Genomic DNA, 20,657 nt, shown 5'->3' on the forward strand with positions numbered 1-20,657 from the left:
CAAGAACGCGCTCGTCTTCGCGGCGCCGGCCGCCGCCGGGGTGCTGACCACCGGGGCGGGCCTGCGCGGCTCGCTCGTCGCGTTCGCCGCCTTCTGCCTGGCCGCCGGCGGCTCCTATCTCTTCAACGACGCGGCCGACGTGGCGGCCGACCGGCGCCACCCGCGCAAGCGGCTGCGCCCGGTCGCGGCCGGGATCGTGTCCGTACGGCTCGCGCGGACCGCGGGCGCGGTGCTGCTGGCGGCCGGCCTGCTCGCCGGGCTCGCGGGCGGGTGGCCGCTCGCCGCCGTCGTCGCCGGCTATCTCGCGCTCACCTTCGCCTACACCCTCTGGCTCAAGCACCAACCCGTGGTGGACCTGGTCGCGGTGGCCGGCTGCCACGTGGTGCGCGCGTACGCGGGGGCGGTCGCCGTGGCCGTGCCGGTGACGAGCTGGTTCCTGGTGGTCGTCTCGCTCGGCTCGCTGTTGCTGGTGACCGGCAAGCGGGAGGCCGAGCTGCGCGCCCGGCCCGGGGACGGTCCGGCCGCCCGGGCCACGCTGGAGACCTACACCGCGAGCTACCTCGGCCACGTGCGCGTCATGGCCTCGGGGGCGATGATCGTCACCTACTGCCTGTGGGCCCTCCAGGAGCACACCGGGCCGGCCAGGGCGTTCTGCGCGCTCAGCATCGTGCCGTTCGTGCTGGTCGTGCTGCGGCACGCGCTGCTGGTCGACCGCGGGGTGGGGGAGGAACCCGAGGAACTGGTGCTGCGCGACCGCCCGCTCCAGATCTTCCTCGCGCTGATGCTGGTCCTGCTGGCGTGCGGTATCCAACTGGCATGACTCCTGGCATGACGCTGCTGACGGGATGGGGGCGCACGGCGCCCACGCGCGCCACCGTGGCCCGCCCGCGCACCGCCGAGGAGGCGGCCGCGCTGCTGGCGAAGGCGGGGGGCCGCGGCGTCGTCGCCCGCGGCCTCGGCCGCGCGTACGGCGACGCCGCGCAGAACGCGGGCGGGCTCGTGCTCGACTGCACCGCGCTGGAGCGGTCGTGGCACGTCGACTCCGCGGGGATCGTCACCGCGTCGGCGGGGATCAGCCTCCACGACCTCATGACCGCGCTCGTCCCGCGCGGCTGGTTCGTCCCGGTGACCCCCGGCACCCGGTATGTCACGGTCGGCGGGGCCGTCGCGGCCGACGTGCACGGCAAGAACCACCACGTCGACTCCTCCTTCGGCGCCCACCTGCTCTCGCTGCGCCTGCTCACCGCCGACGGGAGCCTGCGTACGCTCACCCCCGGCGACGACCTGTTCTGGGCCACGGTGGGCGGCATGGGGCTGACCGGGGTGATCACCGAGGCGACGTTCCGGTGCGTGCCGGTCGAGACCGCGTGGGTGCGGGTGGACGTCGAGCGCACCCGCGACCTCGACGAGACCCTGGCGACGATGACCGCGGCCGACGACGGTCACCGCTACACGGTCGCGTGGATCGACCTGCTGGCGCGGGGCGGCCGGATGGGCCGGGGCGTGCTCACCCGGGGCGACCACGCCGTGCCCGGCGACCTGCCCGCCCGCGCGCGCGGGAACCCGCTCGCCTTCGCGCCGCGGCCCCTGCTGTCGGCCCCGCCCCGGGTGCCCGGCGGCCTGCTCAACCGGGCCACCGTGCGGGCCTTCAACGCCGCCTGGTACGGCAAGGCCCCCGCCGCCCCGCGCCGGATCGTCCAGGGCATCGCGCCGTTCTTCCACCCGCTCGACGGCGTGGACGGCTGGAACCGGATGTACGGCCCGCGCGGCTTCGTGCAGTACCAGTTCGTGGTGCCGCTCGGAGCGGAGGACACGCTGCGCCGGGTGGTCGAGCGGCTGTCGGGCGCGGGGGTCGTGTCGTTCCTGACCGTGCTGAAGAGGTTCGGGGCGGGGACCCCCGGCATGCTGTCGTTCCCCATGCCGGGGTGGACGCTGGCCCTGGACATCCCGGCCGGGCAGAGCGGGCTGGCCGCGATGCTGACCGAGTTCGACGAGTGGGTCGCCGCGGCGGGGGGCCGCCTCTACCTGGCCAAGGACTCCCGCATGTCCGCCGCCACCCTGGCCGCGACATACCCCCGGCTGCCGCAGTGGCGGGAGATCCGGCGCCGGGCCGACCCGGACGGCGTCTTCGTCTCCGACCTCGCCCGTAGGCTGCGCCTGTGCTGATTCCGCCGTCGAGGGAGTGGTTGTGAGGAACGCACTGGGTTCGGTCGACACGGTCCTGCTGCTCGGCGGACGCAGCGAGATCGGCCTCGCGATCGTGGAGCGGCTGGTTCGGCGGGGCGCCCGCCGGGTCGTGCTCGCCGCACGTGACGCCTCTGCGTCCATGAAGGACGGCCGTGGGACCGCGCCGGTGGAGGACCTCGAACGGCTCGGGGCCGAGGTCCACGTGCTGGACTTCGACGCCGCCCGCCCGGAGACGCACGCCGCCCTGATCGAGGAGGCCGCCGCCAAGGTGGGCGACCTCGACGTGGTGATCCCGGCGTTCGGCGTGCTCGGCAGCCAGGCGGTCTACGACGCCGACCCGGTCGCCGCCGCCCGCGACGTCGCGGTCAACTTCGGCGGCCACGTCTCGATCGGGCTGGCCGCCGCCGGGCGGCTGCGCGAGCAGGGACACGGCACGCTCGTCGTGCTGTCGTCGGTGGCCGGGGTGCGCGTGCGCAGGGCCAACTTCGTGTACGGCTCGGCCAAGGCCGGGCTGGACGGCTTCGCCCAGGGGCTGGCCGACGCGCTGCACGGCTCCGGGGCCCGGGTCGTGGTCGTCCGGCCGGGTTTCGTGATCGGGCGGATGACGCGGGGGATGACCCCCGCTCCGATGTCGGTGACGGCGGCCGAGGTCGCGGACGCGGTAGTGGAGGCGCTGGACACGCGGAAGGGGACCGTGTGGGTCCCCGCGCGGCTGCGGCTCGCGTTCGCCGTGATGCGGCTGCTTCCCCGTCCCATATGGCGCAGGCTCCCCCGCTGACCCTGTGCCGGGCCGGCGGGGGAGCCTCTTTCGATCGGCCGGATCAGCTGGTGACGAGGGTGAGGCCGTACGCCGAGAGGGCCTCGTTGACGGGCTGGAAGTAGGTGGTGCCGCCGGAGGAGCAGTTGCCGGAGCCGCCGGAGGTCATGCCCTGAGCCTGGTTGCCCGAGATGAACGAGCCGCCGGAGTCACCGGGCTCGGCGCAGACGTTGGTCCGGGTCAGGCCGCTCACCGTGCCCTGGGAGTAGCGGACGCTGGCGTTGAGCTGCTGGACGGTGCCGCAGCGCCAGCCGGTGGTGGAGCCGGACCGGCAGATCGACGAACCCACGGGCGCGGCGGACGAGCCCCGCACCGCGACGTTGCCGCCGCTGTAGTTGTTGACCCAGCCCCTGGGCGTCCAGTTGCTGTTGACCGCGACCCAGGAGTAGTCGTTGCCGGGGAACGAGGAGCCCTGGAAGGTGCCCTGGGCGACCCGGTTGTAGCCGGTCGTGCTGTTGCCGGCACGGCCGCAGTGGCCGGCGCTGACGAAGCCGTTCGTGGTTCCCCTGCGTACGGAGAAGCCGATCGAGCACCGGGCCGAGCTGTTGATGTAGTAGGCGTCGCCGCCGCGCACGTCGTAGTAGGTCTGCGGCTGCTCGGTGGACTGCTCGACGCGTACGGCCGACCTGTCGGCGCCGCTCGCGGCCACGAACGCCTCGGCCTCGGCGGCGTCGGAGGACAGCACGACCACGCTGTTGCTGAGCACGTCGACGTACCAGACGGACGTGGAGGCGGGCGCTCCGGCGGCGGCCCGGTCCAGGGCGGCCTCGGCGGACTCGAGCGTGGCGAGGCTGCGGCCGACGATCTTCGGCTGCGCGCCCGCGGCCAGGATCGCGGCGGCCTTGGACGCGTCGGCGGTGGCGACGATGAAGCTCTCGGAGGTGGTGCCGGAGACCCAGGATCCGGCGTAGGCGTCACCGATGGTGGCGCGCACCTTGGTGTCGGTGGCCATGGCCTTCGCCTCGTTCGCGAGACGGGCGTCGATCTGGGCGGGGGTGAGCCCGAGGTCGCGCTGCATGGCGTCCACCATCGCGGGCGGGGGCTTGACGGCGGAGGAGGCGGGAGAGTTGTTCGGCTCGGCCATGGCGGGGGTGGCGACCGTGGCGAGGGCCGTGACGGCCAGAGCGCATCCGGCGAGTACGGTGCGTCTGTGGAGCATGTGGGGCTCTCCTTGTCTTTGGGGGGTGCCGTCAACGTAACCGACCTCCGCTGTCAGGTGGATCTATCAATTCGCCCCTATCACCGAGTTATGGAACCGCCCTCGCTGGGGGATTCGCTGGCCCGGAAATAACCGCCCTCGAACCTCCGGGCGTGCGTGAGCGCGAGACGAGGCAGGCGCCGCGGCGTACGCAGGCGGGCGATCGGGCGGGCGATCGGGCGGGCGATCGGGCGGGGCCGGACCGCGTGGACGGACGTGCGGGGGCGCAGGGGCGCGCCCGCCGCCGCGTCAGGGGACGGTGCCGTATTCGGGGTTGGTGCCGTATTCGGGGTTGGTGACGAGCCAGTCCGCGTAGCGGGCGCTGAGGCGGACCGCGTCGGCGTACGCGGCCCGGGCGTGGGCGGCGACCACGGGGGCGGCTGCCCGCGCGCCCATCGAGTCGGCGTGCCAGCCGAGCAGGTGCCGCCAGCGCAGCGGCGCGCCGGCCAGCGGCATCATGACCAGCCCGGCGGTGAGCCGGAAGGTGGCCTGGCACAGGGCGACCGCCTTACCCACCCCGACGAGGTGCAGGCAGGTCGCCACGTCCGTCTCGTAGATGGACTCGGGGACGAACCCGGCCCGGGCGCAGGCGGCGGCGAAGCAGTCGGCGAAACAGCCGTCGCCGGGGGCGACCGTCCAGTGTTCGTCGGCGAGCCTGGACAACTCCAGTTCCCTCTCCCCGGCGAGCGGGTGGTCCGCCGACAGCAGCACGAAGACCGGGTCGGTGCCGACCGTGGTCCAGTTCATCGCCTCGGCCGGGGGAGGCGGGCTGTCGCCGCACGTCCCGAGCAGCACGAAGTCGAGCCGGCCGGCCACCGCGAGCGAGGTCAGCTCACCGGCCGACCAGGACGTGCGGGTGGTGACCGGGATGCCGGGCTGGTCGGCGGTCAGGCGCTCGACCAGCCCGCCGAGTATGGGCCCGTTCGTCGCGCCGATGCGATAGCCGGGCAGTTTTACCGAGGTGTTGGCGAACCGTACCGCGTCCTCCTGGAGGTCCCGTACGGCGGGCAGCAGCACCCGGGCGCGGGACAGCACCATCTCGCCGAGAGGAGTGGGACGTGCGCCGTTGCGGTCGCGTTCGAACAGCGGACCCCCAAGTGAGCGCTCGATGCGCTTGAGCTGAGCGGTGAGCGACGGTTGGGCGAGGCCGAGCCGGGTGGCCGCTTTCGTGACGCTCCCGGCTTCGGCGACCGCGTGCACGATTCTCAGGTGGCGGATCTCCAGATCCATAGGGGGAAGGTACGACCCCCGTGGTATGGCCGCAATCCCGCATTGTCATGAAATCTGACTTTAACGGTGGTCATCGCCGGGTGATCGCCATCCCGGCGCGCTGGAACGTGTTCTCGTGAGGCTTCCCGCCGCGCCCCCGGGCGTCGAGTTACCGGCTGGTAGGAACGCATCGGATGCGGTTCACTAGAACGCGTTGCAGTTCGCCGGAGGCCGTCGTACGTTCGAAGGCATGCGAACACGTGTCACCGACATGTTCGGTATCGAGTTCCCGATCTTCGCCTTCAGCCACTGCCGGGACGTCGTCGCCGCGGTGAGCCGCGCCGGTGGCATGGGAGTGCTCGGCGCCCTGTATTTCACCCCCGAGGAGCTCGAAATCGAGCTCAAGTGGATCGACGACCACGTGGACGGCCGTCCGTACGGCGTGGACGTGGTGATGCCCGCCTCCTACGCGGGGTCGGACCTCGACGTGGACTCCCCGGCCGACCTGGTGGCGCGGCTGCAGGGGATGATCCCGCAGGGGCATCGGGCCTTCGTGGAGGACCTGCTGGCCCGGCACGGCGTGCCGCCGCTGGACGGATCCGACTCGGGCAAGGTGCTGCTCGGCTGGACCGACGCGACGGCCCGGCCGCAGGTCGAGGTCGCGCTCCGGCATCCCATCGCGCTGCTCGCCAACGCCCTCGGCCCGCCGCCCGCCGACGTCGTGGAGCAGGCGCACGCCAAGGGGGTGAAGGTGGCGGCGCTCGCCTCCACGCCGCGTCACGCCGTCAAGCAGGTCGAGGTCGGCGTGGACGTCGTCGTGGCGCAGGGCACCGAGGCGGGCGGCCACACCGGTGAGATCTCCACGATGGTGCTCATCCCGCAGGTCGTGGACGCGGTGGACGTGCCGGTCCTGGCCGCGGGCGGCATCGGCTCCGGCCGCCAGATGGCCGCGGGCATGGCGCTCGGCGCCGAGGGCGTGTGGACCGGCTCGATCTGGCTGGCGGTGGAGGAGGCCGACACCTCCGAGACCGTACGGCGGCGCATCATCGCGGCCACCTCCCGCGACACCGTCAGGTCGCGGAGCTGGACCGGCAAGCCCGCCCGCCTGCTGAAGAACGAGTGGACCGACGCCTGGGAGTCGGCGGAGTCGCCCGGCACGCTGCCGATGCCGCTGCAGTTCATGCTGATCTCCGACGCGCTGCGGCGGATCGGCAGGTCGGACGCGACCGAGCTGGCCACGTTCCCCGCCGGCCAGATCATCGGCGCGATGAACCAGGTCAAGCCGGCCAAACAGGTCGTCTTCGAGATGGTGGAGGAGTACGTCGAGGCCATGGAACGCCTCGGTCGCATGACCGGCGACGGCTGACGCCGCGAGCGGCCTGTCTCTCGTGCGGCCGGTCTCTCGTGCGGCCTGTCTCTCGTGCGGCCGGTCTCTCGTGCGGCCGGTCTCTCGTGCGCCCGGTCCCTCACCCCTGCCGCGCCCTGCCCCCAAACCCCCTGCCCCACACTCCTGCCCCGCCTCCCTCGATCGTTCGGCCGCTGCGATTTACTGGCGGTGCAGTTCCGCGAGCCGAGGGAGGATGCCGGGGATGAGTGGTGCCCGCGACGAGACCGTGGCCGAGGCCCCGCCGATCCCGCCGCCGATCATGGGGAACGTCCCCGGTTCCTACGCCCTGAGCGTCTTCAGGGAGCGGCATCCCGTGCTCGTCCGCCAGGTCGCGCGGGCGCTGCCGTACGACCCGGACCGGCGGCGCGCGCTCGACCGGCTGCTCGACGAGGTCGTGCGCGACGTCATGGCGCCGCTGGAGCCGTCGGCGCACGACGGCGCCGCCTGGGCCGAGTGGGGACGGGGGAAGATCGGCCGCCGCTACGTCGACGTGCCGTTCCTGTGGGGCGAGAGCTACTTCTACCGCAAGCTGCTGGAGGCCACCGGATACTTCGGCGACGGCCCGTGGCACGGGGTCGACCCGTTCGGCCCGATGAAGCAGGCCGAACTCGAGGGCCCGGTCGTGGACGGGGAACTGGCGGCGCTCGACGAGACGGCGACGCTGCCCCCGGACGAGCAGGCCCGGGCGCTCCTGCTGGGCTCGCTCTGGGGAAACCGCGCCGACCTGTCCTTCGGCGTCACGCTCGACGGAGACCACGAGAGGGCGGCCGGTCTGGTCGTGGACGACGGCCCGCTGCTGTGGTCGCTCCTCGACGCCGCCGCGCCGGGCCGGATCTGCCTGGTCGCCGACAACGCGGGGCGCGAACTGCTGCCCGACCTCGTGCTCGTCGACCACCTCCTCGCCCGCGGGCTCGCGGGCGAGGTCGTCCTGCACGTGAAGCCCGTTCCGTACTTCGTGTCCGACGCCACTCCGTCCGACGTGCTCGCGTGCCTGCGGCGGCTCGCCGCGGCCCCCGGCCGGGCCGGGGAGGCCGGCGCCCGGCTGTGGGCCGCGATGGAGGAGGGGCGTCTCAGCCTGCGTACGCACCCCTTCGCCTGCGCTCCGCTGCCCTACTCCGACATGCCGGACGACCTGCGCGAGGAGTTCGCGTCGGCCTCGCTGACCATCCTGAAGGGCGACCTGAACTACCGGCGGCTCGTCGGCGACCGGACGTGGCCGGCGACCACGCCGTTCGCGGCGGTCACCGGCTACTTCCCCGGGCCCGTCGTCGCGCTGCGTACGCTGAAGTCGGACGCGCTCGTCGGCGTGCCGGAGCGGACGCTGGCGGAGCTGGACGCGACCGGCCGCCCGTGGCGCACCACGGGCACCCACGCCATGGTCCAGGCCCGTCCCTGACCCGGCCCGGCGGATCGCCCGCGTCCGCCCGGCCGCTTGGGGTCGCTACTTCGAGTGCTCGCCGCTGAGCAGCATTCCCACGCTCGTCCAGCCCCAGTAGACCCGGTGGTGCTTGATGAGCCCGTCCTGGATCTCCATCACCTCGACGATGTCCATCTGCTCGCCGTCGGGCGCCACGCGCGGGTACTCCCACACGAGCCGCGACCCGTCGGTCAGGAACGCGGTGCGGAAGCGGCGGCGCTTGGCGGGCTGATGAGCGAAGACCTCCGCGACGAACCGGCGCAGGTCCTCCCGGCCGCGAACCACCCCTTCGTCGGTGCCGAGCAGGTGGCGGACAAGCGGGCTCTCCAGCGTCGCGTCGGAGTGGTAGAGCGCCATGGCGGCGTCGAGGTCCTTGGCGCCAAGAGCGGCGTCCCAGGCCTGGTAGACGTGCTCGACGTCATGCCGCACCTCGGTGTTCTGCGACGTCATGTCGGTCCTCCTCGCTGTTTCCCGGACACGAACGAGGCTAGGGCGGTGACGCTTGGACGCGGATCGAAGCATGGGCGTGCGACAGTGGACGCCCATGTCACAGGCCGGAACGTCGGGCCTGCGGGCGGTGCCTGAGCCCCGCCGCCGGTTCGCGGCCGGCCCCGGCCGTCAGGTCGTCGTCAGCCGGACGGCGCGCCGGTGTGTTCAGCGACACGGGCCAGGCGGGCCTACGCGGGGGACGAGGCTGCGGGCTGGGGCATCGTTGTCATCGTCGGATCTGACCCTGAGGCAAGGGCAAGAGACGGCGTGGAGGGAGCGCGTCACCGCCCCTGGTACACCGGCGGGCGCTTGTCGCGGAAGGCGCGCGCGCCCTCCTTGGCGTCCTCGGAGCCGATGACCGGCCAGCCGATCGCGTCGGAGACCTTCAACGCCTCGGCCTCCGGCATGCCCAGCGTCTCGCGGTAGGCGCGCAGGATCGCCTGCGTGGCCAGCGGCCCGCAGGCGGCCACCTGATCGGCGATCTCGCGGGCCGCCTCCAGCGCCCGGCCGTCCGGCACGACCCGGTTGACCATGCCCATCGCCAGCGCCTCGGCGGCCGTGACCGCCCGGCCGGTGAGCAGCACGTCCATGGCGAACGCGTACGGGATCTGGCGGGGCAGCCGGACGGCGCTGCCGCCCATCGGGAACAGCGCCCGCCTGGCCTCGAACAGCCCGAGCGTGGCGCTCTCGGCGGCGACGCGCAGGTCGGTGCCGACGAGCAGTTCGGTGCCGCCCGCCACGGCGTACCCCTCGACCGCGCACACGATCGGCTTGGACGGCAGCGCACCGGGATCGCGCAGCAGGCCCTTCCAGTGGTAATCGGGGATCTCGGCGGCCCGGCGGCGCACCCGCTCGTCCTGTGACGGCGTGCCCATCGCCTTGAGGTCGGCCCCGGCGCAGAACGTGCCGTTCGCCCCGGTCAGGATGCCGACCCGCACCTCGGGTTCGTCCGAGATGTACTGCCACGCCTCGGCCAGCCCCACCAGCATGTCCTGCGAGAGCGCGTTCCTGGCCTCGGGGCGGTCCATCGTGACGATCACCACGTGACCGTCGCGCTCGATCCGGCAGTGCGGGGTGCTGACGGGCAGGAGCTCCACAGGTGTCCTCCAGCGGGACGGCGTCACCGGTTCGATCAAGCGCTTGTTAGACATCGCGCGCGGGGTTAGTCTGCCCGCAAGAACTAGAACCGATTCTCATCTGAGTCGCTCCGCATTGCCAGATCTTGTCAGCGTCGTGCCGGCGTGCTTCACTTCGCGGCCGCTGACGCACCGGCTTCGCGGCGCACCCCCCATAGGGAGCTGGCACATGGGCTCACTCGGTTTCTGGAGGCTCGCGCAGGCCGACCCGGCGTGGATCGGCGCGGTCGATCCCGACGGCACGGAACACTCCGCCGGCGAACTGCTCGCCCGGGCCAACCGCCTGGTCCACGGCCTGCGTGCGCTGGGCCTGGGACCCGGGGACGGCATCTGCGGCCTGCTGCCCAACGGCGCGGACGGCCTCGTGCTCTACCTCGCCGCCCTGCAGGCGGGGTGGTACTACACGCCGGTCAACTGGCACCTCACCGGGCCGGAGATCGGCTACATCGTCGCCGACAGCGACGCCGCCGCGTTCCTCGCCCACGAGCGGTACGCCGCCGAGGCGGCCAGGGGCGCCCGGGAGGCCGGCATCGCGGCCGAGCGGTGCTTCTCCTACGGCGAGATCGAGGGTTTCCGTCCGGTGGCCGAGCTGACCGGCGGCATGCCCGAGACCCTGCCCGGCGACCGTACGGCCGGGGCGACCATGCACTACACCTCCGGCACGACCGGACGGCCGAAGGGCGTGCGGCGCGCGCTCACCGGTCTCGACCCCGACGACTCCGCCGAGCTGATGACAGGGCTGCTGCGGCTGTTCGGCGTGACGCCGGGGCGGCCGAACGCCCACCTCGTCACCTCGCCCGGCTATCACACGGCGGTCACCCAGTTCGCCGGTACGGCACTGCACATGGGTCACACGCTGGTCTTCATGGACAAGTGGGACGCCGAGGAGACGCTGCGCCTGTGCGAGCGGCACCGGGTGACGAACTCCCACATGGTCCCCACGCACTTCAAGCGGCTGCTGTCGCTGCCGGAGGAGACGCGGCGGTCCTACGACCTGTCGTCGCTGCGGTGGATGATCCACGCCGCCGCGCCGTGCCCCGTGCCGGTCAAGTGGCAGATGCTGGAGTGGTGGGGCGACGTGATCTACGAGTACTACGCCGCCACCGAGGGCGGCGGCACGATCGCGACCCCCGAGGACTGGAAGAAACGCCCGGGCACGGTCGGGAAGGCCTGGCCGGGCAGCGAGCTGCTGATCGTCGACGACGAGCTCGCCCCGGTGCCCGCGGGCACGCCCGGCACCGTCTACATGAAGATGGGCATCTCCTTCGAGTACAAGGGCGACCCGGAGAAGACCGCGGCCAACCGGTTGGAGGTGGGGGTGGGTGCCCGAAGGGGGGTCGGTGGAGACACTGCTTACTTCACCGTCGGGGACATCGGCTACCTGGACGAGGACGGCTTCCTGTTCCTCTGTGACCGCAAGGCCGACATGATCATCTCGGGCGGGACCAACATCTATCCGGCCGAGATCGAAAAGGAGATCATGGTCCACCCGAAGGTGGCCGACGTGGCCGTCTTCGGCATCCCCGACGACGAGTGGGGCGAGCGCATCATGGCCGTCGTCGAGCCCGCGCCGGGCGCCGTTCCCGGGCAGGAACTGGCCGCGGAGATCGCCGGTTCACTGGAGGGCCGCCTGGCCCGCATGAAGTGGCCTAGCGTCATCGACTTCATCGACGAGATGCCCCGCGAGCCGAACGGCAAGCTGCTCAAACGCAAGCTCCGCGCCCCCTACTGGGAAGGCAGGGACCGTGCCATCTGAGGAATCACCGGTCGCCACCCACGTCCTGGAGTTCCCCGGCGGCTACACGCGGACGACCGGTCCGGTCATCGGGCGGTTCCTCACCAAGCTGCGCGACCGGCGGCTGGTCGGGGTCCGTACGGCCGGCGGGCGGGTGCTGGTCCCGCCGCTGGAGTACGACCCGGACACGGGCGAGCCAGTCACCGAGGAGTACGTGGAGGTCGGACCGGCCGGGACCGTCCAGGCGTGGGCCTGGGTCGGCTCCCCGCGCCCCGGCCACCCGCTCGACCGGCCGTTCGCCTGGGCGCTGATCGAACTCGACGGCGCGGACACCGCCCTGGTCCACGCGGTGGACGCCGGGAGCCCGAAGGCGCTGCGGCCGGGGCTTCGGGTCCGCCCGCGCTGGCGGGCCGCCACGACGGGCCACATCACGGACATCGAGTGCTTCCTGCCCGAGGTCACCTCGCTCGTCGCGCCGGTGCGGGCCGAGTATCGCGTCACGCCGGGCCGGGCGCTCACCCGCTTCCTCGAAGGCGTGCGCGACGGCAGGTTCGTCGGCGGCCGGTGCGCCGAATGCGACGCCGTCTACGTGCCCTACCGCGTGTCCTGCCCCGCGTGCGGCTCCGTGGTGGAGGAGGAGGTGGAGGTCGCCGACACCGGCACCGTCACCACGTACGCGATCAACAACCTGCCCGACCCCCGGGCCCCCGAGGTGCCGTTCGTCTCGGCGTACGTGCTGCTGGACGGCGCGGACACGCCGATGATCGCGCTGATCGGAGGCATTCCCGCGCACGAAGTGCGGCAGGGCATGCGGGTGCGCGCCGTGTGGGTGCCGCCGGAGGAGCGGACGCTGTCGATGACCAACGTGAAGTGGTTCGAGCCGACCGGCGAGCCGGACGCCGACCTCGACGACCCCACCGGGAGTGCGTGATGAGGGACGTCGCGGTCGTCGCCTTCGCCCAGACGGTGCACACCGGCCACGACAGCGGTCTGGCCGAGCCCGAGCTGCTGCTGCCGGTCATCGACGAGGTCAAGCGGGCGACCGGGCTGAAGAGGTTCGGCTTCACCTGCTCCGGCTCGTGCGACTACCTGGCCGGGGCGCCGTTCTCGTTCGTCTCGGCGCTCGACGCGGTCGGCGCCTGGCCGCCGATCAGCGAGAGCCACGTCGAGATGGACGGCGCCTTCGCGCTGTACGAGGCGTGGGTGCGGCTCCAGCACGGCGACATCGACACCGCCCTGGTCTACGGCTTCGGCAAGTCGTCGATGTCGGACATCCGGGAGATCATGACGCTCCAGCTCGATCCGTACTATCTCGCGCCACTCGGGCTCGACCAGGTGTCGTACGCCGCGTTGCAGGCCGCGGCGGTGAACGCGGACAGAGCGGCACTGGACGAGGTCGTACGGCGCAGCCGCGCGGACGGCCGGGCCAACCCCTACGCCCTCGACCTGCCCGACCCTTCCGGAGAGGAGTTCGAGGTCGAGCCGTTGCGGCCGTACGACGTCGCGCCGGTCACGGACGGGGCGGCGGCCGTGGTGCTGGCCGCCGGGGACCGCGCCCGCGAGCTGGCCGGGCGGCCGGCCTGGATCACCGGCATCGCACACCGCGCGGAGCCCCACTACCTGGGCATGCGCGACCTGTCCCGATCGGTGTCCACGGCCGAGGCCGGCCGGGCGGCCGGGGTGGGCAAGGGCCCGGTCGACGTGGCCGAGCTGCACACCCAGTTCAGCCACGAGGAGCCGATCCTGCGCGCGGCGCTCGGCCTGTCGGGCGAGGTGACGGTCAACCCGTCGGGCGGGCCGCTCGTGGCCAACCCGGTCATGGCCACCGGCCTGATCCGCGTCGGCGAGGCGGCCCGGCGGATCCTCGAAGCCGGGGCAAACCGCGCGGTGGCGCACGCCACCTCGGGACCGTGCCTGCAGCAGAACCTCGTCGCCGTGCTCGAAGGCGCCGTCCTCGACCAGTCTCTGTAGGAGTCGCCGTGGGAAACCGCTGTGCCGTCATCGGCGTGGGCCAGACCCGCTACCAGACCAGACGGCGGGACGTGTCGCTGGCCGGGCTGGTCCGCGAGGCCGCCCTGCGGGCGCTGGAGGACGCGGGCCTGACGTTCGCCGACATCGACGCGGTGGTCATCGGCAAGGCGCCGGACCTGTTCGAGGGCGTGATGATGCCGGAGGCGTACCTCGCCGACGCGCTCGGCGGGACCGGCAAGCCGGTGATGCGCGTGCACACGGCGGGCTCGGTCGGCGGCTCGACCGCGCTGGTCGGCGCGTCGCTCGTGCAGGGCGGCGTGCACGGGCGGGTGCTGGTCGTCGCCTTCGAGAAGCAGTCGGAGTCGAACGCCACCTGGGCCCTGTCCACGCACCTGCCCTTCAACGCCTCCCTGGTCGTGGGCGCGGGCGGCTACTTCGCGCCGCACATCAGGGAGTACATGCGCAGGTCGGGCGCGCCGGACCACATCGGCACGCTGGTCGCGGTCAAGGACCGGCTGAACGCGCTGAAGAACCCCTACGCCCACCTGCGCATCCCCGGCATCAGCCGGGAGATGGTCGAGTCGACCCCGATGCTGTGGGAGCCGATCCGCTACCTGGAGACCTGCCCGTCGTCCGACGGCGCCTGCGCGATCGTGCTCGCCGCCGAGGACAAGGTGACCGGCACGCCCGCCTGGATCCACGGCACCGCGATGCGTTCCGAGCCCATCATGGTGGCCGGCCGCGACGTCGTCAGCCCGCGGGCCGGCCGTGACTGCGCCGCCGACGTCTACCGCCAGGCCGGCGTCACCGACCCGCGCCGGGAGATCGACGTCGCCGAGGTGTACGTGCCGTTCTCCTGGTACGAGCCGATGTGGCTGGAGAACCTGGGCTTCGCCGCCGAGGGGGAGGGCTGGAAGCTCACCGAGGCCGGATGCACGGCGCTCGACGGCGACACCCCGTGGAACGCCTCCGGCGGCGTGCTGTCGTCCAACCCGATCGGCGCCTCCGGCCTCATCCGGTTCGCCGAGGCGGCGCTCCAGGTGCGGGGCATGGCGGGGGAGCACCAGGTCGAGGGGGCGCGGCTCGCGCTCGGCCACGCGTACGGCGGAGGCGCGCAGTTCTTCGCGATGTGGATCGTCGGCAGCAGTAAACCCTGAGCGCGGGAGGTCCGCCGGATGGAGTTCAACCACGCCGATCTTTTCGAGGGGCTCGCCGACGCCATCGGGGACCGCGTCGCGGTGATCTGCGGCGACGACCGCCCGACGTACGCCGAGCTCGACGCCCACGCCAACCGGCTGGCCCACCACCTGGCCGCGCACGGCGTCGGCCACGGCACGCACGTGGGCATGCAGCTCTACAACGGGGTGGAGTACGTCGCGGCCCTGCTGGCGACGCTGAAGCTGCGGGCCGTCCCGGTCAACGTCAACTACCGGTACGTCGAGTCGGAGCTGCTCTACCTCTACCGGGACTCCGGCATCGCGGCCCTGCTGTTCGACGCGGAGTTCGGCGACCGGGTCGCGGCCGCGGCCGCGCAGGTCCCCGGGCTGCGCCACCTCGTCGCCGTCGGCGGCCCCACGGCCGTGCCGGGCGCGGTGCCGTACGAGGAGGCGGTGGCGGGGGAGTCCGAGGGCAGGGACTTCCCGTCCCGGTCCGGCGACGACGTGTACGTCATCTACACCGGCGGCACGACCGGCATGCCCAAGGGCGTGATGTGGCGGTCGGAGGACCTGTTCTTCGCCTTCGGCGGCGGAAACCCGTACGGCGACCCGCTCAAGACGCCCGAGGCCGTGATCGAGCAGGCGCGCGGCGCGGCGTCCCCGGTCGTCATGATGACCGGGGCCCCGCTGATGCACGGCGCGGCCCAGATGGGCACCTTCATCGCCTGGTGGATGGGCGGCACGATGGTGCACGTCCGCAGGTTCGACGCGGCCGCCGTGCTGAGCGCGATCGAGCGGGAGAAGGTCGTCAGCCTGAACATCACCGGCGACGCGATGGCCCGCCCGCTCGCCGAGGAGATGGCCGCCGGGTCCTACGACCTGTCGTCGCTGTTCGTGCTCAGCTCGACCGGGGCGATCCTCAGCGGCGCCGTGCGCGCGCGGCTGGAGGAGCTGCTGCCGGGCCGGATGATCCTCGACAACTTCGGCTCGACCGAGTCCGGCTACACGGCGTCGGGCGTCGACGGGTCGTCGCCGGAGTCGGGCCTGCGCTACCGGCCCAACGCGGGCGCCGCCGTGGCCGTGCTGGACGAGACGCTGACCCCGGTCGAGCCGGGCTCCGGCCGGATCGGCACGGTGGCCAGGAGCGGCCGGATCGCCTTCGGCTACCACAACGACCCGGCCAAGACCGCCCGCACCTTCGTCACCGACGCCCACGGCGTGCGGTGGCTGCTCACCGGCGATCTCGCGACGGTCGAGGAGGACGGCACGCTCCGGTTCTGCGGACGCGGGTCCCAGTGCATCAACACCGGCGGGGAGAAGGTCTTCCCCGAGGAGGTCGAGGCGGTGCTCAAGGGGCATCCCGCCGTGTTCGACGCCGTGGTCACCGGCGTCCCCGACGAACGCTGGGGCTCGCGGGTCGCGGCCGTCGTCCAGCCGTACGGCGGAGCCGCGCCGACGGCGGAGCAGCTCGACGCGCACTGTCGCACCCGGCTGTCGGGCTACAAGGTGCCGCGGGCCTACGCGTTCGTGGAGGAGATCGTCCGCTCCCCGGCGGGCAAGGCCGACTACCGGTGGGCCGGTCAGGTGGCCGCCGCCGCGTCTCGGCCGGTCGCGCGTCCGCCGGAGTAGGCGGCCGCGAGGGCGTGGAAGACCTCCTTCGGCTCCCGCCCGCCGTCCTTCAGCAGCCGGACCACCCCGTAGGAGGCCATGTCGAGGTCCCTGCGCGGGTGCGCGTCGTACGGCAGGCCGTACCCGGCGAAGGTGAACCAGAAGGCGCTGTCCACTCCCGCCTCCTCGAACACGGCGAGCAGTTCGCTCAGGTAGCGGACCTGCTCGCCCTCGTCGCGGGTGAAGTCACCGGTGAGCCGGGGCCGCCTTCGCGACCGGTCCACGATGGCCCAGGCCATGCCGCCGCGTGCGCCCGCCCCTGTGTAGGCGCACGTGCCGAACTCGGTGACCGCGACCGGCTTGCCGTGCCCGAAGAGGGAGCGCAGCCCCTCGCGATAGGCCGCCGCGTTGCGCTCGTCGCGGTAGGCGTCCACCGCGACGCCCGCTCGGCGCAGTCCGCGAAGAACGGCGCGAGCTCCCGCGTGGTCATCTCGCAGGGAAAGGGCGCGAACCACACCTCCAGCCCGGCGTCGGCGGCGTGCCGCGCGGCGACGCTGAGCCGTTCCGGGTGGCCGCCGGTGATGCGGACGGCCGTGCAGTGCAGCTCCTCGGCGATGACGCGCATCTCCGCGCGGACCGTCTCGGAGTCGAACGTCTCCCGGCTGATGCGCCCGCCGGGCAGGAAACCGGTGTCGTAGTTGATGCCCCTGCCTCTCATCGCGCGCCCCTCGCCTCCACCCTGACCATCCCCATGATCGGCCCGGAGGCGAACGCGCCCGCGACCAGGAGCCCCACCACGATGGCGGCGATCAGCATCACGTTGGACAGCCAGACCATGGTGGACACCGGCAGCGTGAACGCGCCGATCAGCCGGGCCACGCACTCGGCGAGCAGCACGCCGCCCCAGATGCCGCTGAACAGCCGCACCGCCCGGCGGAACCGGGGCGACCGCTCCGCGAGCCGGTCCCAGGCGGCCTCCCTCTCCGGCGTGCCCCGGGTGACGAACGGGCGCATGCCCGCCGACATCACCGGCTGCCGGGTGAACGCCGAGAGCATGATCGCCAGGCTCAGCACGGCACTGAGGCCGGAGTCCTTGGCGATCATCATGCGGGCGTCCCCGGTGACGAAGCTCAGCGCGATGCCCGCCACGTTGACCGCAAGCGTCAGCCCGGCCAGCCCGTTCAGGGTGCGGTCCCTGACGATCCCGGCGATCACCCGGACGGCCGGGATCACGCCGCTCACGGCCAGCGCGGCGACCTCGCTCGCGCCGAACGCGCCGTGCAGGAGGTAGTAGCACGCCATCGGCGCGGCGACGTCGAGCGCCAGCGGCATGAGCAGCGTGCGGAGGTTGCCCCGCCGAGGCTGCTCGGCTCTCACCGGGGCGGTCAGGGTCTGCGTCATCGGCTCCTCCAGGTCGTCTCTCCGCACGCATCAAGCGTCTCGAAAGCCGGAGGAGCCGGGCAGATTCAGCGATCCCGATTACGGCGGTACAAATGTCCCGGTAGCCGTCAGAGCTTCCTGGCGCCCTCGGTGGCCAGAGCCGCCACCGCGCCGAGGCCGAGGTAGACGACGCCGCTGCCCTGGTCGAGCCGCCTCCGGGCCCGGGCCGAGGAGCGCAGCCGGCCGGCGAGGACCGAGGCCAGCAGCGCGTACGTGCCGTCGCTGGCCATGCCCAGCGCGACCCACACGGCCCCGAGCACGAGCACCTGCGGCGCCACCGGACCGCGCGCCGGATCGACGAACTGCGGCAGGAACGCCAGGAAGAACATGGCGGTCTTGGGGTTCAGCACGTTGACCACGAACCCCTCGCCGAACAGCCGGGTGTTCGAGGCCACCGTGACCTCCGCGTCCTGCGTCTCCGGCCGCCGCATGAGCTTGCGGACTCCCAGGTAGACGAGGTAGGCCGCACCGAGGTACTTCACGACGGCGAAGGCCGTGGCCGAGGCGGCGAGCAGCGCGGTGATCCCGAACGCCGCGGCGGCGATGTGCACCAGCGAACCGGCGTGCACACCGAGCACCGACACCAGCCCCGCCGAACGGCCCTGGGCCACGCTGCGGGTGACGATGTAGAGCACGGCGGGTCCCGGGACCACGAGCAGCGCCAGCGTGGCGGCGGCGAACAGGGCGAGCGTGGGTAGAGTCGGCATGGCTCGGATGGTACGGACACCGCGCCTGTGCGGGCACTCCTATTTACGGCTCCTGCTCAGAGCATGGTCAGCACGCGGGGGCCGTCCTCCGTGACCGCGATCGTGTGCTCCATGTGGGCGGCCCGGCTGCCGTCCACACTGTGCAGTGTCCAGCCGTCGCCCGCCGTGCGGTAGCCGTCCCGGCCTCCGGCGATGAACATCGGCTCGATGGCCAGCGCGAGGCCGTGCCGCAGGGGATAGCCCCGGCCGGGCCGGCCGTGGTTCGGCACCGACGGGTCCTCGTGCATGCGGCGGCCGATGCCGTGGCCGCCGAAGTCCCTGGGCATGCCGTACCCGGCCTCCTCGGCGACCGCGCCGATCGCCGCCGAGATGTCCCCGATGCGGTTGCCCACGGTCGCGGCGGCGATTCCGGCCTCCAGGGCCCGCCGCGTGGTGTCGACGAGCTCCAGGTCGCCGGGCCGCGGCGTGCCCACGATGAACGTGACGGCGGCGTCGGCCGTCCAGCCGTCCAGTTCCGCGCCGCAGTCGACGCCGACGACGTCGCCGTCACGCAACCGGTAGTCCGTCGGGATGCCGTGCACGATCGCGTCGTTGACGGACACGCAGATCACGGCGGGAAACGGGGTCGGCGCGAACCGCGGCCGGTAGCCGAGGAACGGCGAGCTCGCCCCCGCCTCGCGCAGCACCGCCCGCGCGGTCTCGTCCAGCTCCGTGAGCCGCACCCCGATGGCCGCGGCTTTCCGCACGGCGTCGAGGATGCGGGCCACCACGCGCCCCGCCTCCCGCATCGCGTCCAGCGCGGCGTCGGTCTTGATCTCCACCATGACACTTGCCTTCCCTAGTGGCACCAATAACTATACCGGTATTAGTATCACGGTCATGGTGAGAGTTCCCCTGACCCCCGAGGAACGCCTGCGGGGAGAGCGGTTCGGCGCCCTGCTCCGGCAGGCGCGCGGCGAGCGCAGCATGGTCGAGGTCGCGGCGGCGGCCGGGCTGTCGGCCGAGACGCTGCGCAAGATCGAGACCGGCCGGGCCCCGACCCCGGCCTTCTTCACCGTCGCCGCGCTCGCCGACGCGCTGGGCCTGTCGCTGGACGAGCTGGCCGCCGCCTGCGCCGAGAGCCCGCAAGCCGCCGAGCTCCGCCAAGCCGGCTGAATCTTTCAGCGGCCCGCCTGCCGGGTGAATCGCGGTCGGTGACGGGTTACCTCAGGTAGACCGCCGGCCGCCTGCCTCCTGGCCCGGCCGTCGCGCCGCCACCGCGGGGGCGTCTCCTGTACAGGCCGCGGAGGAGACCTGACGCTGGGAGCGTCGCCGGCGATCAGTCGCAGCCGGCCCGGACGGTGTGGTCAGCTCACCATGGAGGTGCCGGATGCGATTCCCCCACGGCCGGTTGCGTCGCGCGGCCGTCCTCGCGGCCGCGATGGTCGCGGCGGCCGCCACGACCGGGCTCGTCCCGGGCACGGCCGACGCCGCCGTCTCCTGCGAGGTCACGTACGCGACCACGCAGTGGGGAGAGGACGGGGGCGGTTTCACGGCCAGTGTGAACGTCGCCAACACCGGTGACCACATCGCGGGCTGGACGCTGACGTTCACCTTCCCCGGCTCGCAGCGGCTCACCTACGGCTGGTCGGCGCAGTGGGCGCAGACCGGCCACCTGGTCGCCGCCTCGGTCCCCGCGGGCTCGATCTCGCCCGGCGCGTCGGCCGCCGTCGGATTCGCCGGCACCTGGCGCGGGAGCAATCCGCGGCCCACGGACTTCGCCGTCAACGGCGTGCCGTGCGTGGCCGGCCCGTCGCCCAGCCCGGCCCCCACCCCCGTCCCGTCGCCGAGCCCGAGCGCCACGCCGAGCGTCGTCGTCTCGCCCGCGGAAATCGTCGTGCCCGAAGGCGGCTCGGCGCTCATCCACGTGCGGCTCAGCCAGAAGCCGTCGTACGGCTGGGTGACCGTCGACAGCGAGCGGCTGCTCGGCGATCCGGACCTGTCCATCGGCCCCCGGCTGCTCTTCCCCGCCGACCAGTGGAGCACTTGGCAGTCCCTCACCGTCTTCGCGGCGGAGGACGACGACGCGGCGGACGGCACCGCCGCGTTCCTGTCCCGGATCAGTCAGCTGCCGGGCAGCGGCGTCGCCCTGTGGACCGCCAGGGAGCTGGACAACGACGTCGCCACACCGTCGCCCGCACCGAGCCCGAGCTGAACGGG

At 72.9% G+C, this 20,657-nt stretch carries 21 protein-coding genes; 13 read left to right on the forward strand and 8 right to left on the reverse strand.

Features of this window, described 5'->3' with window-relative positions:
• The 3 genes from AB0J39_RS20925 to AB0J39_RS20935 all read left to right on the forward strand — a co-directional run.
• A partial coding sequence (locus tag AB0J39_RS20925) for a decaprenyl-phosphate phosphoribosyltransferase (protein ID WP_363467122.1) occupies positions 1-820 on the forward strand: 820 nt, incomplete at its 5' end.
• On the forward strand, positions 817-2,166 hold the full coding sequence (locus tag AB0J39_RS20930; RefSeq protein ID WP_363467124.1) for an FAD-binding oxidoreductase: 1,350 nt from the start codon (positions 817-819) through the stop codon (positions 2,164-2,166). The genes AB0J39_RS20925 and AB0J39_RS20930, both read left to right, overlap by 4 nt.
• A gap of 22 nt (positions 2,167-2,188) precedes the next feature.
• Entirely contained in the window at positions 2,189-2,965 is a 777-nt protein-coding gene (locus AB0J39_RS20935) for a decaprenylphospho-beta-D-erythro-pentofuranosid-2-ulose 2-reductase (protein ID WP_363467127.1), read from the forward strand.
• 43 nt (positions 2,966-3,008) lie between these two features.
• Here AB0J39_RS20935 and AB0J39_RS20940 read toward each other — a convergent pair whose 3' ends face one another.
• Both AB0J39_RS20940 and AB0J39_RS20945 read right to left on the reverse strand, forming a co-directional pair.
• Entirely contained in the window at positions 3,009-4,163 is a 1,155-nt protein-coding gene (locus AB0J39_RS20940; protein ID WP_363467129.1) for a S1 family peptidase, read from the reverse strand.
• Between the two features lie 288 nt (positions 4,164-4,451).
• On the reverse strand, positions 4,452-5,432 hold the full coding sequence (locus tag AB0J39_RS20945) for a LysR family transcriptional regulator (RefSeq protein WP_363467131.1): 981 nt from the start codon (positions 5,430-5,432) through the stop codon (positions 4,452-4,454).
• A 229-nt stretch (positions 5,433-5,661) separates the two neighbouring features.
• Here AB0J39_RS20945 and AB0J39_RS20950 point away from each other — a divergent pair, with 229 nt between their 5' ends.
• Positions 5,662-6,777: a nitronate monooxygenase family protein gene (locus AB0J39_RS20950; protein ID WP_363467134.1), complete on the forward strand. Its 1,116-nt coding sequence runs from the start codon at positions 5,662-5,664 to the stop codon at positions 6,775-6,777.
• Between the two features lie 223 nt (positions 6,778-7,000).
• On the forward strand, positions 7,001-8,194 hold the full coding sequence (locus tag AB0J39_RS20955) for a damage-control phosphatase ARMT1 family protein (protein WP_363467137.1): 1,194 nt from the start codon (positions 7,001-7,003) through the stop codon (positions 8,192-8,194).
• 45 nt (positions 8,195-8,239) lie between these two features.
• Here AB0J39_RS20955 and AB0J39_RS20960 read toward each other — a convergent pair whose 3' ends face one another.
• Complete coding sequence (locus AB0J39_RS20960) at positions 8,240-8,665, reverse strand: nuclear transport factor 2 family protein (RefSeq protein ID WP_363467140.1); 426 nt, start codon at positions 8,663-8,665, stop codon at positions 8,240-8,242.
• Between the two features lie 320 nt (positions 8,666-8,985).
• Positions 8,986-9,801: a crotonase/enoyl-CoA hydratase family protein gene (locus AB0J39_RS20965; protein WP_363467141.1), complete on the reverse strand. Its 816-nt coding sequence runs from the start codon at positions 9,799-9,801 to the stop codon at positions 8,986-8,988.
• A 208-nt stretch (positions 9,802-10,009) separates the two neighbouring features.
• On the opposite strand from AB0J39_RS20965, the gene AB0J39_RS20970 reads away from it, so the two are divergent.
• From AB0J39_RS20970 to AB0J39_RS20990, 5 genes are read left to right on the forward strand one after another with little or no spacing between them, the layout of a single operon-like run.
• Positions 10,010-11,596 carry an acyl-CoA synthetase gene (locus tag AB0J39_RS20970; protein ID WP_363467143.1) on the forward strand — a complete coding sequence of 529 codons (1,587 nt, stop codon included), beginning with the start codon at positions 10,010-10,012 and terminating at the stop codon, positions 11,594-11,596.
• Positions 11,586-12,506 carry an OB-fold domain-containing protein gene (locus tag AB0J39_RS20975; RefSeq protein ID WP_363467146.1) on the forward strand — a complete coding sequence of 307 codons (921 nt, stop codon included), beginning with the start codon at positions 11,586-11,588 and terminating at the stop codon, positions 12,504-12,506. Before AB0J39_RS20970 ends, AB0J39_RS20975 begins: the two co-directional genes overlap by 11 nt.
• The gene (locus AB0J39_RS20980; RefSeq protein WP_363467148.1) at positions 12,506-13,546 is read left to right on the forward strand and encodes a lipid-transfer protein; all 1,041 of its coding nucleotides are present in this window, start codon (positions 12,506-12,508) and stop codon (positions 13,544-13,546) included. Before AB0J39_RS20975 ends, AB0J39_RS20980 begins: the two co-directional genes overlap by 1 nt.
• Before the next feature lie 8 nt (positions 13,547-13,554).
• Positions 13,555-14,703 carry a thiolase domain-containing protein gene (locus tag AB0J39_RS20985; RefSeq protein ID WP_363467150.1) on the forward strand — a complete coding sequence of 383 codons (1,149 nt, stop codon included), beginning with the start codon at positions 13,555-13,557 and terminating at the stop codon, positions 14,701-14,703.
• 18 nt (positions 14,704-14,721) lie between these two features.
• Positions 14,722-16,332 carry an acyl-CoA synthetase gene (locus tag AB0J39_RS20990; protein WP_363467152.1) on the forward strand — a complete coding sequence of 537 codons (1,611 nt, stop codon included), beginning with the start codon at positions 14,722-14,724 and terminating at the stop codon, positions 16,330-16,332.
• Here the strand turns inward: AB0J39_RS20990 and AB0J39_RS20995 are convergent.
• The gene (locus AB0J39_RS20995) at positions 16,284-16,745 is read right to left on the reverse strand and encodes a hypothetical protein (RefSeq protein WP_363467155.1); all 462 of its coding nucleotides are present in this window, start codon (positions 16,743-16,745) and stop codon (positions 16,284-16,286) included. The genes AB0J39_RS20990 and AB0J39_RS20995 overlap by 49 nt on opposite strands.
• Before the next feature lie 48 nt (positions 16,746-16,793).
• On the opposite strand from AB0J39_RS20995, the gene AB0J39_RS21000 reads away from it, so the two are divergent.
• Positions 16,794-17,009 carry a hypothetical protein gene (locus AB0J39_RS21000; protein ID WP_363467156.1) on the forward strand — a complete coding sequence of 72 codons (216 nt, stop codon included), beginning with the start codon at positions 16,794-16,796 and terminating at the stop codon, positions 17,007-17,009.
• Positions 17,010-17,025: 16 nt separating this feature from the next.
• Here the strand turns inward: AB0J39_RS21000 and AB0J39_RS21005 are convergent, their stop codons facing one another.
• The 3 genes from AB0J39_RS21005 to map form a co-directional block, all read right to left on the reverse strand.
• A complete protein-coding gene (locus AB0J39_RS21005; protein ID WP_363467159.1) occupies positions 17,026-17,739 on the reverse strand; it encodes a VC0807 family protein in 714 nt (237 codons plus the stop codon).
• An 80-nt stretch (positions 17,740-17,819) separates the two neighbouring features.
• The gene (locus AB0J39_RS21010; protein WP_363467162.1) at positions 17,820-18,458 is read right to left on the reverse strand and encodes a LysE family translocator; all 639 of its coding nucleotides are present in this window, start codon (positions 18,456-18,458) and stop codon (positions 17,820-17,822) included.
• Positions 18,459-18,514: 56 nt separating this feature from the next.
• Complete coding sequence (gene map / locus AB0J39_RS21015; RefSeq protein ID WP_363467164.1) at positions 18,515-19,282, reverse strand: type I methionyl aminopeptidase; 768 nt, start codon at positions 19,280-19,282, stop codon at positions 18,515-18,517.
• Between the two features lie 55 nt (positions 19,283-19,337).
• Here map and AB0J39_RS21020 point away from each other — a divergent pair, with 55 nt between their 5' ends.
• Positions 19,338-19,613 carry a helix-turn-helix transcriptional regulator gene (locus AB0J39_RS21020; protein ID WP_363467167.1) on the forward strand — a complete coding sequence of 92 codons (276 nt, stop codon included), beginning with the start codon at positions 19,338-19,340 and terminating at the stop codon, positions 19,611-19,613.
• A gap of 214 nt (positions 19,614-19,827) precedes the next feature.
• Entirely contained in the window at positions 19,828-20,652 is an 825-nt protein-coding gene (locus AB0J39_RS21025; RefSeq protein WP_363467168.1) for a cellulose binding domain-containing protein, read from the forward strand.
• Positions 20,653-20,657: the final 5 nt, after the last annotated feature.

This window comes from Microbispora sp. NPDC049633 (genome assembly GCF_040675265.1).
Classification (GTDB): Bacteria; Actinomycetota; Actinomycetes; order Streptosporangiales; family Streptosporangiaceae; genus Microbispora; species Microbispora maris.

Excerpts from the sequence above, each read along its gene's own strand:
- AB0J39_RS20970 (WP_363467143.1), top strand. The coding sequence starts at position 10,010 with ATGGGCTCACTCGGTTTCTGGAGGCTCGCGCAGGCCGACCCGGCGTGG.
- AB0J39_RS20940 (WP_363467129.1), bottom strand. The coding sequence starts at position 4,163 with ATGCTCCACAGACGCACCGTACTCGCCGGATGCGCTCTGGCCGTCACG.
- AB0J39_RS20930 (WP_363467124.1), top strand. The coding sequence starts at position 817 with ATGACTCCTGGCATGACGCTGCTGACGGGATGGGGGCGCACGGCGCCC.
- AB0J39_RS20980 (WP_363467148.1), top strand. The coding sequence starts at position 12,506 with ATGAGGGACGTCGCGGTCGTCGCCTTCGCCCAGACGGTGCACACCGGC.
- AB0J39_RS20955 (WP_363467137.1), top strand. The coding sequence starts at position 7,001 with ATGAGTGGTGCCCGCGACGAGACCGTGGCCGAGGCCCCGCCGATCCCG.
- AB0J39_RS21020 (WP_363467167.1), top strand. The coding sequence starts at position 19,338 with ATGGTGAGAGTTCCCCTGACCCCCGAGGAACGCCTGCGGGGAGAGCGG.
- map (WP_363467164.1), bottom strand. The coding sequence starts at position 19,282 with ATGGTGGAGATCAAGACCGACGCCGCGCTGGACGCGATGCGGGAGGCG.
- AB0J39_RS21025 (WP_363467168.1), top strand. The coding sequence starts at position 19,828 with ATGCGATTCCCCCACGGCCGGTTGCGTCGCGCGGCCGTCCTCGCGGCC.
- AB0J39_RS20960 (WP_363467140.1), bottom strand. The coding sequence starts at position 8,665 with ATGACGTCGCAGAACACCGAGGTGCGGCATGACGTCGAGCACGTCTAC.
- AB0J39_RS20990 (WP_363467152.1), top strand. The coding sequence starts at position 14,722 with ATGGAGTTCAACCACGCCGATCTTTTCGAGGGGCTCGCCGACGCCATC.
- AB0J39_RS20950 (WP_363467134.1), top strand. The coding sequence starts at position 5,662 with ATGCGAACACGTGTCACCGACATGTTCGGTATCGAGTTCCCGATCTTC.
- AB0J39_RS21010 (WP_363467162.1), bottom strand. The coding sequence starts at position 18,458 with ATGCCGACTCTACCCACGCTCGCCCTGTTCGCCGCCGCCACGCTGGCG.
- AB0J39_RS20945 (WP_363467131.1), bottom strand. The coding sequence starts at position 5,432 with ATGGATCTGGAGATCCGCCACCTGAGAATCGTGCACGCGGTCGCCGAA.